Genomic DNA, 17634 nt, shown 5'->3' on the forward strand with positions numbered 1-17634 from the left:
TTGGATGTGGGAAAACATGAAACGCTTCTATATATGCCTTGGCATATTGGCTATATTCCAACTACCGATTACCCCGGAAACTGAGACGGGATTGTCCGCATCCGCCGAAGTAAAACGGAATCAGTTTGATCTGGCTGAGACCGGGCTAATAGAGCATACTTCCGAAGTCAAGCGAGGGGAATCTTTGGGATCAATTATGTCCGAATGGGGCATATCTCAGGACAAAATTCATCTTGCTTCCCAGAAAGCTGCATCATTCGTGGATCTTCGGAAAATTCAAAGAGGCAACCCCCTGTATGCTTATACCGATTCGATCAAGGGGACCACTTCGTTTATTGTCTACCAACCCAGTGTTGAGCGCTTCCTGGTGTTTGATTTACGTGACTCTGTACTGGTTCACGAAGGGGTTTTCCCAGTATCTAAGATTTCGCGTACTGCATCGGGTACTATCGAGTCTTCACTTTATCAGGCAGTGACGGATGCAGAACTCCCCGGAGAACTCGCTATGAAATTGAGCGAAATATTCGCTTGGCAAATCAGCTTCTTTCACCTGCAACCCGGAGATGACTTTTCGATTGTGTATGAAGATCACATCGTGAATGGGCAATCCATTGAAACCGACATTGAGGGAGCCCGCATGAATCATGACGGGAAAGAATTCTTTGCCTTCTATTTTCCTTCTGACAGTGTCAGTGGTTTCTATGATGAAACCGGACATGCACTGAAACGACCGTTCTTGCGAGCTCCCATAGAATACACACGCATATCCTCTCGATACAGTCTGAGTCGTTTCCACCCGGTCCAAAAGCGTTATAAACCCCATCTGGGTACTGACTTTGCCGCTCCTACAGGAACCCCGATCGTTGCAACTGCAGACGGCTCCGTAACCCATGCATCGTACACGGGCGGAAATGGGAACTATGTGAGAATCCGCCATAACGATGTTTATAGCACGGGCTATCTGCATATGTCCAGAATCGCAAATGGGATTCGTCCAGGAGTACGAGTGGAGCAAGGCCAGTTGATTGGCTATGTCGGCAGTACCGGCATAGCCACAGGCCCCCATGTCTGTTATCGCTTTTGGGAAAATGGTCGGCAGGTGGATGCCATGAGGGTAGAAATGCCTCCCTCCGAACCACTGTCCGAATTACTGCTGCCGCAGTTCACTCAAATCATCAGCGAATTGAAGCCACAGCTAACGCCCCCGAGTACCACAGCAGCGGCTAGCGCCGTCGTTCCCTAACCCGGAGTGTAACGGTATCTTCCTCGTCTCCGAGTTGGAAACGAACCTGATATTGTCCAGGAAGCATATAGTACACGCCATTGTCCGCCGCCTCCAAGCTTTCTTCATCTTCTCCCACTGGTACCGTTACCTGATCCACAGATAGATCGTACACAAGGAAGTTCAATCCCTGCTCCGCTTCTTCCACCAGAGTACGGACTACCGCTCCCTCTCCATCTGTTATATCTACTGTCGCCTGCCCCATAGATCCAGACCAGTAAGCAATCTGGAGTTCCGGTTCAAAATAGTCTCCCCACCAGACAAAACGATTCCCCCAGTTTGAATTATAAATCTGTTCCTCCGGCTCAAATGCCACTAATGGACTCGCGATGACTTCAGGGGTCAGGGCCTGGAGTGGGGCGATATCTGCACGATAAATGGATCGGCCATGTGTCCCCACGAGCAGATGGTTTCGACGTGCTTGCAGTTTCAGATCATGAACAGGCACATGTGGAAGCCCATTCTGCATTGCCGTAAAGGAGTCTCCTCCGTTTGTGGACACATATAAACCATGATCTGTACCCACATACAGCAAGGCGGAATTGACTGGATCTTCAAGTATAACATTAACTGGCTCCGTCGGTAAACTGGTGTCCAGGGCCTCCCAAGTCTCTCCAAAATCATCGGATCGGTAAACATACGGAGCAAAATGATCCCACCTGTATCCATTGAGCGTCACATAGACCCGGCCAAGTTCATGATTTGATGCTTCGACACGGCTCACCCATAACTCCCCCCAGTCTTCTGCCGTGATATCTTTCCACGTATATCCCCCATCCTTTGATACATGTACCAGTCCATCATCTGAACCGACGTAGAGTAGCCCAAATCTGAGTGGCGACTCATCTATGGTGGTTAGTGTACCGTAAGGAACATCTCCGCGGCGGCCTCCGCGTGTCAAATCATCGGAGAGTGTTTCCCAGTCATCTCCGCGGTTAAAAGAGCGATGAAGTTTATTGGAACCATAGTAGAGGACATCCTGATTATGGCGAGACAAATGAATCGGAGTCTGCCAGTTATATCTGAGAGGACGCTCTCCTAACTGATGACGTGGTCGAACTGATGTACTTGTTCCAGTACTTGTTTCAATACGCCGATATGCACCAAACTGCGAGCCGGTGTATATGATGTCGTTTGTACGAGTATCAACCTCAACCTGCATGCCATCACCGCCTAGGTATGACCTATACGAATACCTTCCACTGCCATGCCAGCCGGTTGACTCTTGATAGGTATGAGGGCCGCCCCATACCCCATTATCCTGCAATCCTCCGTAAACATGGTAAGGGGTTTGATCATCTACGCCAATCGCATAAAACTGCCCCACTGATGGTGTATTTCCTTTAAACCAGGATTCACCATTGTCATAGGTAATGTTCAAACCCCCATCATTCCCATTGATCAGGTGACCTGGCCTGGATGGATTGATCCAAAGAGCTTGATGATCCACATGCACGCTCGGCCCACCGATGGACTCCCAAGAGGCACCACCATCGCCTGACGTCAAAAGTGGAACACCTAGAATGTAGATGCGCTCAACGTAATTCGGATCAACACGGATTTCTCCAAAATAATAGCCATAGGAATTGTATACGCGGTCGAGATAGTTTTCATGAGTCCGTGACCATGACTGTCCTCCATCTTCTGAGCGATAAACTTCCGCACCCACCACAGGAGTATCGAACAACTCCCTGTTCGCATCTTCAACGTACCAAACCAGATGCACCGGCTCAAGCGATCCCTCTTCCACCATCGTTCGAATCTCCTCAACGTCGAATTCGAAATTATTCTCCTCGAGGTATTCTGCAATCGCCTCTTCGTCCAATTCCAGAAACTCCGCAGTGGTCATTGAGCGCAGTGCTTCCCGTGTCAAGGCGGGGACTTCGTCCTCGTCTTCTGTTGGCCTGCGAGACTGATTGTCAATGAGGGCATACAAAATCTGAGGGTTACCAGGGAAAATTGCCAGCCCAATACGTCCAACCGTATCACCACTGGGCAATCCCTCTGCTGCCATCCGCTCCCAGGAAGTCCCCCCATCAATTGACTTCCATATCCCCGATCCACTTCCTCCTTCGACAAAATTCCACGCTCGGCGATCGCGTTCCCAGCCTACGGCATACAAGATATCCGGGGTTGAAGGATCGATTACAAGGTCAATCACGCCGGCTGTATCCGAAATAAACAGCGTCTGGGTCCAGGTTTGTCCACCATCACTCGTCTTATAGACCCCGCGATGGGGACTGGAGGAATACAGTGCCCCCAGCGCAGCGACCCACACGGTTTGAGAATCTGTGGGGTGAATGAGAATTCGGCCAATCCTGTGTGTGTCACTGAGTCCCATATGCTCCCAGGATTCACCATGATCCAGGGATCGATATATACCGGTCCCTGCATAGGAGGAGCGACTCGAGTTATTCTCCCCCGTCCCGACCCAGATTACCTCATCCCGAGCCCAGTCAACCGCAATGTCTCCCATCACCATGGACGCCTCCTCGTCAAACAAGGGCTCGAACGAGAGTCCGTTGGTCCTGCTGCGCCATAATCCGCCAGATGCGTACGCCACGTACATCTCTGTGGGATTTAATGGGTTGGCATCAATGTCTACGATCCTTCCACTCATGACGGTTGGCCCGATGCCCTGTAACTCCACATTGGACAAGGGCGAAGACTGTGCATCCAGGAGACGTTGTTCAAAGCTACTCAACCGTTCAGCGGCGGGAGTTGATTCTACAGGTGACAGCATCTCCGGCACCTGTGCCACAGAGAGATGAACTCCAAAAAGGAGGAAAAAATAGGGAATTAGACCACGTCGCATCAGAAGAATCGAATAAGTGTAGGCGCCAAAGTTACGACGATCTACGCTTATGATTCATATCCCCTGACTAATCGGCAGTTAACTCTGCCAACCTCTCCAATCGCCTGAATGAAATTTTGTCTCGTGCAGACTTACATACGGACATCGGAACTCCGTCACCCGAAATTGTGATCAGAAACCGATCCTCCACCCATGAATGCAGCTCACAGACTTCGTGGCCACGTTCATTGTGATATTTTTCGTAGATAGGATATTCTTTCGATCGGTTCTGGAAAATGTGTGTGCGCTCAAAACCCCGGTCACTCTCACGATCAATGTCCTCACCAACCCAGTCTGACAATGCCTCCGCGGCGAGCTTGCCAAATGCCGCCAAATCAATGATCGTGACCGTAACAACTTGTTCTCCATCTTCATACTCGCCACTTATCATCGAAAAACCGCTCCCAATTGAAAGTGTCTGTCCTTCGGTGATCGTCGGTCGAACCCCATTCACTCTTTCAGGCAGAAGCTTCTGTAAGTCCTGATAACTGATTGCAGGAGTGTGAGGGGGCTCCCCTAGTGTCTCTTCAAGAATTTCTCCTAATACTGTCGTGATAGACTCGGTATTCTCCGTATCGTACACTTTCTCAGGAAAAACACTTTCCATACCTTCTGAATTCGACATCACTTCAGAAGCATCTACCTCCTCTTCCTCGGAGGTCGTTTGGCACCCCAAGAGAAGGAGCATGAAAAGGTTTGCAGAAAAAATCCGAACCCACACGGCCTGAGCTGAATAATGTCGCATATGGTCGCCTTGGAGCAAGCTTCTTTACACTGCCTTTACGTTACGATTCCTATCAAGATTCATTATTACTGAATTCAATCTTATGGGAGCGAATGGAGATGGATAGGTATTCTAAATGTCTCGTCAACCTGACGAACTATCCTGCGTTGGAATTTTTGTACTGAACCACTGCATCACAAACCTCTTGTCCTATATCATCCATCGCGCGTAGTGTGCCATTACGATCCTGACAGTCTATGATGAGACAGGGATCTATAATCCGTGAAGTGATCAGCGCATGATATACCTCTCTCACACTTGAGAGATAGATTACGTCACGCTCGTGTAAATCATAAACCTTTTCCGTGTATGTCCGCGTCTCCTTCTGGGCTACCAATTCCTTGGAGGTATGAGCAGGCACTTCCAGAAAGAACGTCAAATCAGGTTTCGGCAGATCATAGATCTCGTATTCTAGGTTAAAGAGCCATTCTGTGAACGTTGCGCGTTCCGGGTTTGTGATCCTGGCGCTTTGATACGCCAAATTTGATGCTACATATCGATCCACAATCACCAGATCATTCTCCTCACATGCCCGCTCAATATGAGCACGGCTCTCGAGACGATCCAAGGCAAAGAGTGTTGCTGCAAATACAGGAGGAACCTCCTCAAGCGTACCAAACTTCCCATTCAAGTACGCCGCAACCATCTTTGAACAGTGGGTATCTTTGTAGCGTGGAAAGGAAACGAGTTCGGAGGTATACCCTAACTTTCGGGTACGCTCCAGAAGTTGGGCCGCCTGCGTCCCTTTTCCTGAACCATCAATTCCCTCAATCGCAATCAGCATCTTTTGTGACCATATGCAATTAGGCACCGAATCATTGAGATTTAGTTGCAGAGAGAAAACACCACACCCGACAAAATAGAATGGGCTTGTGGATTTTCTATGCTCTAATTTACAGAATTAACGTTGACCATTGATAGGGCCTCATTTAATTCCTTCTATGTGCCCCATATTCCCAGTGGCAACCTCTAAGCACCACTGCCTAGATACTTCTCCAAGTCATGAATATCCATTCTCTCTTCCTTGTATGCGGCTTTGTATTCCTCGTCCATTTGAGCCCGGCACAAGATTCTACGGTGTATTTACCCACGATGACGGTCCAGGCGACACGGCAACTGGAAACATATGCAACGGCCACTCGAAGCATTTATATCCAACAACATGACATAGTTGCCTCCGAACCCGGTTTATCACTACAGCGTGTACTGAGAGGGATCCCCGGGATACAAATCAGTGAACGTGGCCATTATGCTCTTGGTGAGCGTATCCTCATTCGGGGAATGGGATACCGTGCCGCATTTGGAGTTCGTGGGCTGCAGGCATTTCTGAACGGGATCCCCCTCACTATGCCAGACGGTCAAAGTATGCTGGATGTAGTTGATCCAGTGTTTATTGGATCTTCCGAACTGCTTAGAGGCCCCAGCTCCCTTTTTTGGGGGAATGCCAGTGGAGGGGTTTTACACCTTGTCAATGTTCAAAGCTCTTCCCCGCTACGACTCAGGTACATGAGGGGGAGTTATGGCCTCAACCATGTGCTGGCAAGTACAGGCCTGAAACTTGGCCCTCATCAGATACAGGCCTATGCTTCACTGGTGGAAAAAGACGGATATCGAGCACATAGCAAGGGGGATTTTTTTCGCGCAGGTCTAAGCACCCGAACAATCCCCAGCCCCAAAACAATCCTCTTGGTAACACTCAACGCCGCCATCCAGGATGTTCTGTCTCCTGGTTCCCTTACACTTGAACAATTATCCTTTGACCCGAGACAGGCAGATCCCAGGTATGTAACTACAGCGGTAGGTAAAGCCAGCACCCATCTACAGGGCGGTGTGACACTGCATACACAAATGGGTCTGGGGAATTTGTCTGCGACCGCTTATGGAATACGAAGATCTCTTGAGAACCCGCTCACCTTTGCGTGGAGTGAATTGGAGCGTATCGCGGGTGGTCTGTATGCCCAATTCCAGATGGATATCGGAAGTGCAGTCGGATTCACTACCGGTATAGATCTACGACAATTACAAGATGATCGCGTGCGATTCAACAATGATGCGGGCCGCCGGGGGAATCGTACTCTCCTTGACCAACAGGAAAACGTTGGCAGCCTTGCCGTGTTTGCGGGCCTGAGTACACAACTCTCATCTCGGGTTGGGGTATCCGCTGGAGTACGACTTGATCGACTGCAATTTGAGATGATGGATCATCTACATACAAATGGGGACCAAAGCGGTAGCCGAAACTTCACTGCACTGAGCCCATCACTGGGACTATCTTACCGTACTACCTCCCTAACGTGGTATGCCAACTGGAGTACTGCTTTCGAAACCCCGACGACCACAGAACTCATCAATAGCCCATCTGGCATGGGTGGATTCAATTCAGATCTTAATCCACAACAAACCAGGGGAATGGAAGTCGGCATGCGCGGCCAACTTGATGACTTGAAATTAAAACTGGATTTTGCACTTTTCTCCTTGCGCATAAATGATCGGCTTCTGCCTCAGCAAGGAGAAGATGGACGCACCTGGTACAGTAACGGCGGAAAAAATCGCCATAATGGTGCTGAACTTGCGCTCGAATGGCCTGTAGACTCCCCCCTTCATGCCCAAATAACCTACAGTTACGGATCTTTCATCTTCCTTAATGATCCTGGGGACGGTCTGGAAATTCCAGGAGTGCCTGCCCATCAATTTCATCTATCGCTACACGGTTCGACTTCCAAGGGATGGAGTGGACAGGTTGTTCTTGAATCTGCATCAGAGATGTGGGGGAACAATGCAAATTCCGCCAAATCTGATGGCTTTACAGTCCTGGATGTGTACCTTGCCTACTCGGACTGGGACATAGGGCGAATTACACTGCACCCCTTTGTTCGAATTCAAAACATTCTGGATAGCCAATATGTACGTTCGCTGGTTGTGAATGCCTTTGGGGGACGCTACTTTGAGCCGGCCGAGGGTCGCTCGATTCAAGGAGGTATCGGAATCAGTCTCTGACTCATGGATCGCCATAATCCCATTGTGACTCTGACGACAGATTTTGGCACTCGCGAAGGTTATGTAGGTGCCATGAAGGGCATGATGCTCGGCATCAACCCGAACTTGATGCTGGTTGATATTACCCATGAAGTTCAAGTCTTTGACGTCATGGCGGCGGCGTTTGTGGTGCAGCAGTCCCTGCAATACTTTCATCCAGGAACTGTCCATCTGATTGTTGTGGACCCCGGCGTTGGATCTGAGCGTCGCGCCGTCGCATTGAGACATAATGACCATTACTTTGTCGGCCCAGACAACGGATTGTTTGCACTCCTTCTGGAAACGGAAACACCCGATCAAATGGTCGAACTGAAGGTAGACAAGGACCAATCGCTCTCTTCTACCTTTCACGGTAGAGATCTCTTTGCACCTGCAGCTGCAAGATTGGCGAGTGGGGTTCCGCTTGAAGACCTGGGATCCCCTGCTTCGCACTTAGAGCCGCTTCACTGGGCATTGCCGATCGATGATGAAGAAGGTATTCGAGGCTGGGTCGTGTATGTTGACCACTTTGGAAACTGTATCACGAATATTTCCCGTACCCTTTTTGCAAGACGTTCAGTGGGAAGAGAGGTAACGGGCTATGTCGGAAGTGGAATCATCCGCAATGTTCATCAGACCTATAGCGATGTGCCTGTGGGGGAGGCCTTGATGTTGTTTGGGAGCACCGATCTACTTGAGGTTGCCGTAAATCAGGGCAGTGCTGCAACCCTCCTTCACATCCAAAGAGGAACCCCCATCAATATCGTGTTCGGTAGCTCCGTGGCCTAGTTCCCAACCAATATCAGGATACATTCAAATATCCCCCAGATTCCTACCCATTCACGCGGATTCAGGTTAGTTTCGGTAAAGACTGCTTTTCTGCAATAGGCGGAAGATCCCCGTGTTACCTACACTCAGGATCATTTTCTGAGATCCAAAATGCCCACCTTTGGATAGTCTAAATCACGGGCATGAACCGGTGCCCGATCAATCAGTAAAGACACCGGAATTCAGAGATGGTTGGATATTCTCGTAGTCACTATGGGCACAGTTTTTTCAGTTATTCACTGTAATTCCTAACGGTATGCCCCATCACGACCACGATACCGCCGTGTTACTGCACCCGCCTAAGCACCTTGATTACAGTTTAACGGGTGAAAATGCGGCCGCTGCTATAGAGAGAGGCTTGGCCGAAGCCGATTGGTATCAGAGTCCTGTTTCCCGCGCGCGGCTACGCGAACTTCTTGAACGGCGAGATGGGCCAGCCATCCGTGACACAATCATCTGGTTTGTCCTCATCGCTCTGTGTGGCTGGCTAACTATTGTCTTCTGGGGAACAGTCTGGGCAGTGATACTCTATCTGACCTATGCGGTCCTGTTTGCATCCGCTTCCGACTCTCGTTGGCATGAAGCAGGCCACGGAACGGCATTCCGCACCGACTGGATGAACAACGTGCTTTATGAAATCGCCTCATTCATGGTCATGCGCGAATCCGTTATACGGCGCTGGAGTCACACCCGCCACCACAGTGATACACTCATCGTGGGACGTGACCCAGAAATTCTAGTCCCGCGTCCCCCTGATGTCAAGGCAATCGTGTTGAGATTTACCAATCTTTCCGTGTATTTGAAATACTTCAAGACGATTACGCTCCACGCCCTTGGCAGACTGACTCCTGCTGAGAAGACCTTCGTTCCCGAGAGCGAATTTCCGAAGATCTACCGCAACGCACGAATCTACTTTGCCATCTATGCTGGAGTCGTTGGCCTCTCCATCTCCACATTCAGTATTCTGCCTCTAATGATGGTCGGCCTCGTCAATCTGTTTGGCAGCTGGCTCATGGTTATCTATGGCTATACCCAGCATGCTGGTATGGCAGAGAACGTGTTGGACCATCGCCTGAATTGCCGAACGATCTACATGAATTGGGTTAACCGCTTCCTCTACTGGAATATGAATTACCACACGGAGCATCACATGTATCCCCTCGTTCCGTACTACAACCTCCCCAAGCTCCACGAAGAGGTTAGAGATGATTGTCCGCCTCCATACACGAGCTTACTAAACGCTTACGCGGAGATCATTCCCACAGTCTTCAGGCAGATTCAGGATCCCGCATACCATATCAAGCGCAGTCTTCCGGCGCCCAAAGCAAGAGACGAAGAGGCCAAACTTACCTCCGCCGCTGATCCAGACACGGAGGGATGGCTTGAGGTTTGCTCGGCGGAGGACCTGGGTAAGGAAGATGTCATTCGCTTCGACTATTCCAAGAAAACCTTTGCCCTCTACCGAGACGATGAAGGCAATCTCTATGCCACGGATGGTGTCTGTACGCACGGCAATACTCATCTTGCAGATGGTCTCGTCCAGAGCAAGATCATTGAGTGCTCCAAACACAATGGTCGCTTCAATCTGGCTGATGGCTCCCCGGCCCGTGCCCCAGTTTGTCGAGGACTTGCCACGTACCCGCTGGAGGAGCGCAATGGCCGACTTTGGCTCAATGTTTCGACACCTGGTGGTGATGGGACTCGGGAACATAAAGTGTATCGTTTCCGGGTAGTCAGCAACCGGAATGTCTCTACGTTTATTAAGGAGCCTACATTGGAGCTGATTGACAAGACTCAGAGTATCGGCGCCCGTCCGGGCGAGTACATGCAGTTGGATGTTCCTGTATATGATCAGATATGCTTCAGCGATTTTGATATACCCAATCCCTATGCGGATGTATGGGAGCGCCAACATGTCTTTGACTTGGTCGTCGCAAATTCCGAAGAAGGTCGTCGCAACAACTATTCCCTCGTCGGAGACCCTGACCGTGATGAGGTCGTGCGCCTAAATGTGCGCATTGCCACCCCTCCTCCCGGACAGGAATGTCCTCCGGGCGTCGGCTCCAGCTATATGTTCAATCTAAAGCCTGGAGACGAAGTCACTGCCATCGGACCATTCGGGGATTTCCATATCAAACCCACACAAAAGGAGATGGTATACATCGGCGGCGGTGCTGGCATGGGCCCCCTACGTGCACACCTCAATCACCTGTTTGAAACCGAACAGACTAGGCGCCGGGTCAGTTACTGGTATGGCGCGCGCTCGAAACAAGAGATCTACTATTCGGATTACTTCGAGCGACTTGCATCCGAGCATTCAAATTTCAGCTTCCATCTCGCCTTGTCTTCACCGCTCGAAGAAGATAATTGGAGTGGTCATATAGGTTTTATCCATGAGGTGGTTTTTGCGCAATACCTGAAAGACCATCCTTCGCCAACCTCCGTTGAGTACTATCTCTGTGGCCCGCCGATGATGATCAAGGCATGCAACAGAATGCTGAGAGATCTAGGTGTGGACGCTCACCAGATAGCCTACGACGAATTCTAAGCATTGCTACATACCATGGGTGTAGCGTGAATGAGTCGAGGCTTGGATTCGGAAGCTTTAGATTCTAGGGACTGCCTAGATCCTTCAATAAGAATAGCAGGTGCCTGTCAGAAAGAGCTTTGTTTTCGACTTCGGCTCGTTTCAGTGGGCGTCCTGGGATAGGGATTGTGGAAAATCACTCGTGTTACGACTGCGGAAGCAGAATCCGAAACGTTGAGCCTTGACCAACAACCGAGTGCGTCAACGTCAGCATACCACCGTGGTAATCCACAACAATACGTTTGGCTAAGCTAAGTCCTAGGCCCCATCCCCGCGTCTTTGTACTGTACCCCGGCTTGAAGATAGTTGACCAGTCTCCACGGTCAATTCCCTTGCCATTATCACTCACATCAATATAGACACGGTCTTTCTCCTTACCCGAATTGATTTGAATTCGTCCCTTCTCATTTTCAATGGCATCCATCGCATTCTTGAGCAAATTTTCAACCACCCAGGCAAATAATTCCGCATTGATTGGAGCCTGTAATTCTTCCGGAACATCCACGGTAAGTGCCATACCACGACGAGGAAATCGCCTACGAATATAGTTCGCTGTTGCGTCTACAACTGGCGCCAGCGCCTGAACTTCAAGCTTCGGTACCGAGCCAATGTCATTGAACCGATTTGCAACTAGGCCAAGACGTTGAACATCTGCATCCACTTCTTTCAGGGTGTCGTGATCTGCTTCGGGATTCATACGCATCACCTCAATCCAGCCCATCAGGCTTGAGATTGGCGTTCCCAACTGATGGGCGGCTTCACGAGCCATTCCGACCCATAGGTTACTTTGTTCACTCCTGCGGGCATACGAAAAGCCGAGATAGCCAAACGCTATAAACAATGCCACAAATGTGAGCTGCAAGTAGGGGTAAATTCGCAAATCCCGAATGATGGAGCTTTCCCCATAATGCACTCTCTGAATTAATCCCGGGGCAAGATCCATCATAATCGGGTCAAAATTTCGATCCATTCGGGCGATGCGCTGCATAACCTCAAGGGAATCCTCCGGCGTTAGCTCACTGTCCTCTGGAATACCAAGATGCTGCCACGTAATCGGGTTCCCCACCTCATCAACAATTGCCGCCGGCACATCAGGAGGGTCGGAAATAATATCAAAAATGAAGTCATTGTGATCCCCCGGAGGTAACCTGCTTGCCCATGCTAACGCCGCCCGATGTTGCTGAGTCATCGGATCATTTGGATCCAACTTGTCGGCAATAACACGAAAATCGGCTTCATAAGGGTTTTGTGTTGCCGCAAGTGCAACCTGTTCAATTGCAGCAGCCCATATCGTGACGCTCGTACGCTCGCGCTCTTTTAAGTGCCGAACGAGGTTACTGGTATACAGGAGTGATGCCAGTGCAATGCACATAGCAAACACGCTGAGCAAAAGCTTGAGCTTACGCTTCGCGATAAAGGCAAACATGGACTAAGTGATCTGCAAGTGAAAGAGGGCTCGTCAGCAGCCCATTTGAATCGTCTGAGAACGCTTTGGGCCCGTCGAAATCATCGTAACAGGTATACCCGTAAAGGATTGTATCCGATTAATTAGGTCCTTTGCTGTACCCGGCAATTCATTAAAATCACGACACCCACGTATATCCTCCTCCCAACCCTGCATCACTTCGTACTGGGGGCTAACCGTATCTAGAAGCCGGGCATCGTTGATGAAACGAGAATCCGTCACGCCCCCCTGCTCGTATTCAACACACACCTTTACATTTTCCAGGCCAGACAAAACATCCAATTTCGTGAGGGCCAGTTCTGCAAATCCATTAAGCCGACAGCTGTAGCGAAGTGCAACCAAATCCAGCCATCCACATCTGCGTGGTCTGCCGGTTGTCGCACCAAATTCGCCGCCGGCATTCTGAAGATATGCCCCGGTGGTATCGGTTAATTCGGTTGGAAATGGACCATGACCTACCCGTGTACAATATGCTTTGCTGATTCCGATGGTTCGAGTGATAGCAGTAGGGGGCACTCCGAGGCCGGTACAGACACCACCGGCAGTTGGTGTACTGGAGGTTACGTAAGGATAGGTACCAAAATCAATGTCCAGAAGACATCCCTGCGCCCCTTCGGCGAGGATCTTCTTCCCATGATCAAGCGCTTCATGCAGAAAATGAGCAGTATCTGTAACGTACTCTGCAAGGGTACGTGCGCAATCTGAATATTCTGCAATAATCTCTTCTGCGTCCAGGCCTCGTTCACCGTAGCTGCCGCGAAGAATCAGATTCTTTCGTTCCACTTCGGCCCGCACGCGCTTCGAAAACACGTCTACATCAACCAACTCCGCAATCCGAATCCCTGTCCGCGCGACTTTATCCGTATACGCCGGCCCAATCCCTCGTTTCGTTGTCCCAATTCGATCTGCAGACCGAATGTTTTCTAGCGCTTGGTGATACGGCAAAATACAGTGTGCATTTCCAGAAATCCACAACCGTCCCTTTAAATCATATCCCAACTCCTGAACATTCTGAATCTCGGAAACCAACGCCTTCGGATCAATGACTACCCCATTACCGATAAGGCAATGTACACCGGGTGCAAACACACCACTCGGCAGGAGATGGAGAACATGCTCCCTGTCGCCCCACTTTATCGTATGTCCGGCATTGGCACCGCCCTGATAGCGTGCAACGATATCAAACTGGGATGCGAGCAGGTCTACAACTTTCCCCTTTCCCTCGTCACCCCACTGACTACCTACCACAACCGTTACTGCCATCCGGGAATCATTACAGGACACATCCCCGCATTGAACAGTCCTTGGACATACGAACTGCTATGGAGATATGTAGGAAGGTTGTGGTTTAGGAAGTCTGATAGCTCTCCGCTGCTTCCTGAACCGAGTCAAAGTGTTCGAACACCGTAATCAACTTGGTTACTACAAGCAGGGATCTGATTTTCGCAGCCGGGTTCGCGAGACGTACGTCACCGCCAGCATTTCGCATCGTGGTCATGGCACTGATCAGCATCCCAAGACCACTTGAATTCATGAATTTGACTTTGGCCAAATCCACAACCACATTTAATTTGCCCTGTTCTTTCAGGCTACCGAGCGTGTCCTGGAGCTTTGCTCCCATTGGGCCTCCCATAACATTCCCTCTGAGAGTGATGACTGCTGCATTATAAACTTCATCGACTGAAAAACTCATGCTTCTTGCAAAGGATTAGCGGCGGCCGGCTTTCTTGGCCAAACCAGACCGATGATACAATTCAACCACTACAGGAGTGGCTACGAAAACGGACGAATATGTCCCGATAATGATACCTATGATAAGTGCAAATGAAAAACCACGCAAAACCTCCCCCCCAAACATAAACAACGTTGCAACAACTAGCAAGGTCGTTCCTGAAGTAACAAAGGTACGACTTAGCGTCGTATTCACCGATCGATTGACAACGGTTTTGTATGGCTCTGTCTTAAACAGGTTCGTGTACTCACGAATACGATCAAAGATAACTACGGTATCATTTAAAGAGTAACCTACAATCGTAAGAAAGGCTGCTATGATTGCCTGATCAATCTGCATAGAAAAAGGCATAATCCCCTGGAGTAGCGAGAATACCCCCAGTGTAATCAAGACATCATGGAAAAGGGCCGCAACAGCCCCGAGTCCGAATCTCCACTCAAAGCGAAGCATCACATAAAGGAAAATTACCAAAAGCGACCCCAACACTGCATAAAATGAACCCCGCTTCAAATCTTCAGCAAATCGGGGACCCACAATATCGGTCTTGATGACTCTCGGATTGCTATCTGGAAATACATCTGAAATGCCTTGGATGATCAGTAACTGGACTTCTGTCGTCTCTCCTTCAGATGCGGTTCGGATCAGAAGTGCATCTTGTCCGCCCGCTCCCACATCACTGTAGGTTTTGACCTCAGGGGAAGTTTCGAGCACCGATGTTAAGGCAGCACGTACTTGGGTTACTTCCAGCACCTCATCACTTTCAACGACAAACTCCATCCCCCCTCTGAAATCTATCCCAACCTCCAATCCACGGGTAAGGATTGCTCCAATGCTGAGAAGAATGAGAATGCCACTGAGTATATAGCCCCTTTTCCTGCTTCCAACTAAATTATAATTCGTATTCTCAAAAATGCGCATAACGGATATCTCGGTTCGATTGTACTGCGCTGATCAGCCGAAGCCAACAACTCCACGGCGGCCAATCACTACGTAATCAAAGATGATGCGGGTAAACACAATCGCACTAAAGAGCGACGCCAAAATGCCTGCCATCAGAGTCACCGCAAAACCCTGAATCGGACCAACCCCGAATGAATAGAGAATGATGCCTACGAAAAAGGTCGTAATATTGGCATCCACAATCGCGCTGAGCGCTTTGCCATAACCACCGTCAATGGACGCTTTCAGTGTTTTCCCGGTAGATTGCTCTTCACGTACACGCTCAAAGATCAACACATTTGCATCAACTGCCATACCAATCGTAAGAACGATCCCCGCAATACCAGGTAAGGTTAACGTCGCGTTGAATCCCGCTAGAATGCCCAGGATAAAGATGATGTTGATAATCAATGCGAGGTCAGCAACCATCCCCCCTCCCCGATAATAGATAATCATAAACAGGGCCACGATAGAGAGACCAAACAGAAGCGACGTGAAGCCAGATCTTCGAGCGACAATGCCCAAGCTTGGGCCCACCGTCCGCTCTTCAACAATCTCCACAGGTGCGGGAAGTGCTCCACTCTTGAGTACTGTGACTATATCATCGGATTCCTCCTGTGAAGCCAACCCTGTAATTTGGGATCGTCCGCCACTGATCTGGCCAATGACCGTTGGGTACGAGTACACGACACGGTCAAGAACGATAGCTACGTTCTTACCTACATTGGCACCGGTAATACGAGACCATACTCGAGCTCCTTCGGAGTTCATTTCCATATCAACGAGCGGTTGGTTTGTGGTCTGGTCAAAATCGGCTCTAGCGTCTGTAATTACATCTCCCGTCAATTCGGCATTTACATTGACTGCCAATACCGGATAATACTCTGCCCCTCCTGTGCCACTGGGGTTTGCATCATAAAGCAGCTCGATATCGCGTGGAAGCATTGCCTGTACTTCTGGATCTGCCATCAACGAATTGAAGATAGCGGTATCCTGCACCGATACTTCACCGAAGACTACAGAACCTTGACCAGCTGGAATCAGAACATCCAAAAGCGGATTCCCCACATCGTCCAAGCCTTCCGTTTCCGCGAGTAACTGACTGACATCAAAGGACGTATCTGCTTCCTCGGAGGTGTCCTCTTCTGCAGGAGTTTCTACGGAATCTGCCTCAGCTGCTACATCTACTTCATAGTAACTGATGATCCGTTGCAAGGACGAATTCAACTCACCCGGATCCGCCATAAGCCGAAATTCCAACCTTGCCGTCCCCTTGAGCAGGCGGCGCACACGCTCAGGATCATCTATGCCTGGCAATTCAACCACAATCCTTCGGCTGCCCTGCGTCTGAATAGAGGGTTCTGTGACTCCATACCGGTCGACACGGTTACGAATGACCTGCATGGCACGCTCGATCGCCTCCAATGCCTGCGTATTCAAATAATCGGTCACTTCTGCATTACTGGAACGTCGGGTGATCTCTTCACTACGAAAGTAGCGCGATAGGCTCGCGTCGGGATCACGACTTTCAAACTCCTCCACAAACGCATCAATCAGCGAGATGCCTTCTGCTTCGGTGCGCACATCTGCTGCCACAAGAACCTGATCAAACATGTCATCCCTGCGCTCTCCCGCCAACTGAACGAGTAATTCCCTGAGTCCAACTTCCATGGTGACATGCATCCCTCCCTGGAGATCTAACCCGAGATTGAGAGATTTTTCCTTGATTGACTCAATCCTGGAATAATTATCGCGCTCATACTCAACTCTCTCTTCCAGAGCCATCCCCTCCAATCGGTTGTTCAGGGAAAGTCCCTGGAATGATGGGAATAAGTACCAGGCCGAAAGTGCTAGAAAGAAAACAACTGCACCTACCTTGAATCCGTTACCTTGCATGTATGCCTTTGACTAAATTAAAATGCACCGCAAATCGCGCGGTGCCTATTTCACAGCCCCGTGGAACGCTAATCTACCCAAAAAGGTGCCCAATTTCATCAGAGCACTGCGAATATTGAAAAAATTGGTGCAGTCACAGTGATCGATTGTACCTGTCCTTGCAGTTCGTGATCTGCCAGGAACTAATCCGGTTTCTACCCAAGAGCATCAGATGACCCAACCGCCGCTTCGTGCGAAACTCCCTGAATTGAG

The 17634-nt window shown here is 49.7% G+C and carries 12 protein-coding genes; 4 read left to right on the top strand and 8 right to left on the bottom strand.

The features are described 5' to 3' along the window. The first annotated feature begins 4 nt into the window (after positions 1-4). On the top strand, positions 5-1243 hold the full coding sequence (locus tag F4Y64_01475) for a peptidoglycan DD-metalloendopeptidase family protein (protein ID MXX96268.1): 1239 nt from the start codon (positions 5-7) through the stop codon (positions 1241-1243). On the opposite strand, the gene F4Y64_01480 is transcribed toward F4Y64_01475, so the two are convergent. The 3 genes from F4Y64_01480 to tmk all read right to left on the bottom strand — a co-directional run bounded on the left by F4Y64_01480 (position 1224) and on the right by tmk (position 5704). Continuing rightward, a complete protein-coding gene (locus F4Y64_01480) occupies positions 1224-4097 on the bottom strand; it encodes a glycosyl hydrolase (GenBank protein ID MXX96269.1) in 2874 nt (957 codons plus the stop codon). The two genes, F4Y64_01475 and F4Y64_01480, sit on opposite strands and share 20 nt — an antisense overlap. Before the next feature lie 67 nt (positions 4098-4164). Further along, entirely contained in the window at positions 4165-4881 is a 717-nt protein-coding gene (locus tag F4Y64_01485) for a hypothetical protein (protein ID MXX96270.1), read from the bottom strand. Positions 4882-5017: 136 nt separating this feature from the next. Next, entirely contained in the window at positions 5018-5704 is a 687-nt protein-coding gene (gene tmk / locus F4Y64_01490; protein ID MXX96271.1) for a dTMP kinase, read from the bottom strand. Between the two features lie 218 nt (positions 5705-5922). Between tmk and F4Y64_01495 the strand changes: the two genes are divergently transcribed. From F4Y64_01495 to nqrF, 3 genes are all read left to right on the top strand, one after another. After that, positions 5923-7917 (top strand): TonB-dependent receptor, encoded by a 1995-nt coding sequence (locus F4Y64_01495; GenBank protein ID MXX96272.1) that lies wholly within the window; start codon positions 5923-5925, stop codon positions 7915-7917. A 3-nt stretch (positions 7918-7920) separates the two neighbouring features. Continuing rightward, positions 7921-8724, top strand: a complete 804-nt coding sequence (locus tag F4Y64_01500) for an SAM-dependent chlorinase/fluorinase (GenBank protein ID MXX96273.1) — start codon at positions 7921-7923, stop codon at positions 8722-8724. Between the two features lie 295 nt (positions 8725-9019). Then, the gene (gene nqrF, locus F4Y64_01505) at positions 9020-11311 is read left to right on the top strand and encodes an NADH:ubiquinone reductase (Na(+)-transporting) subunit F (protein MXX96274.1); all 2292 of its coding nucleotides are present in this window, start codon (positions 9020-9022) and stop codon (positions 11309-11311) included. Between the two features lie 184 nt (positions 11312-11495). Here nqrF and F4Y64_01510 read toward each other — a convergent pair whose 3' ends face one another. The 5 genes from F4Y64_01510 to secD form a co-directional block, all read right to left on the bottom strand. After that, positions 11496-12776 carry a HAMP domain-containing histidine kinase gene (locus F4Y64_01510; GenBank protein ID MXX96275.1) on the bottom strand — a complete coding sequence of 427 codons (1281 nt, stop codon included), beginning with the start codon at positions 12774-12776 and terminating at the stop codon, positions 11496-11498. A gap of 33 nt (positions 12777-12809) precedes the next feature. Next, positions 12810-14078, bottom strand: a complete 1269-nt coding sequence (locus tag F4Y64_01515) for an adenylosuccinate synthase (GenBank protein MXX96276.1) — start codon at positions 14076-14078, stop codon at positions 12810-12812. Between the two features lie 85 nt (positions 14079-14163). Further along, positions 14164-14508 (bottom strand): STAS domain-containing protein, encoded by a 345-nt coding sequence (locus tag F4Y64_01520; GenBank protein ID MXX96277.1) that lies wholly within the window; start codon positions 14506-14508, stop codon positions 14164-14166. A 15-nt stretch (positions 14509-14523) separates the two neighbouring features. Next, positions 14524-15465 (bottom strand): protein translocase subunit SecF, encoded by a 942-nt coding sequence (gene secF, locus F4Y64_01525; protein MXX96278.1) that lies wholly within the window; start codon positions 15463-15465, stop codon positions 14524-14526. Positions 15466-15498: 33 nt separating this feature from the next. Next, the gene (gene secD / locus F4Y64_01530; protein ID MXX96279.1) at positions 15499-17382 is read right to left on the bottom strand and encodes a protein translocase subunit SecD; all 1884 of its coding nucleotides are present in this window, start codon (positions 17380-17382) and stop codon (positions 15499-15501) included. Between the last annotated feature and the right edge of the window lie 252 nt (positions 17383-17634).

The sequence above is a fragment of the Rhodothermaceae bacterium genome (assembly GCA_009838195.1).
Lineage (GTDB): Bacteria > Bacteroidota > Rhodothermia > Rhodothermales > Bin80 > Bin80.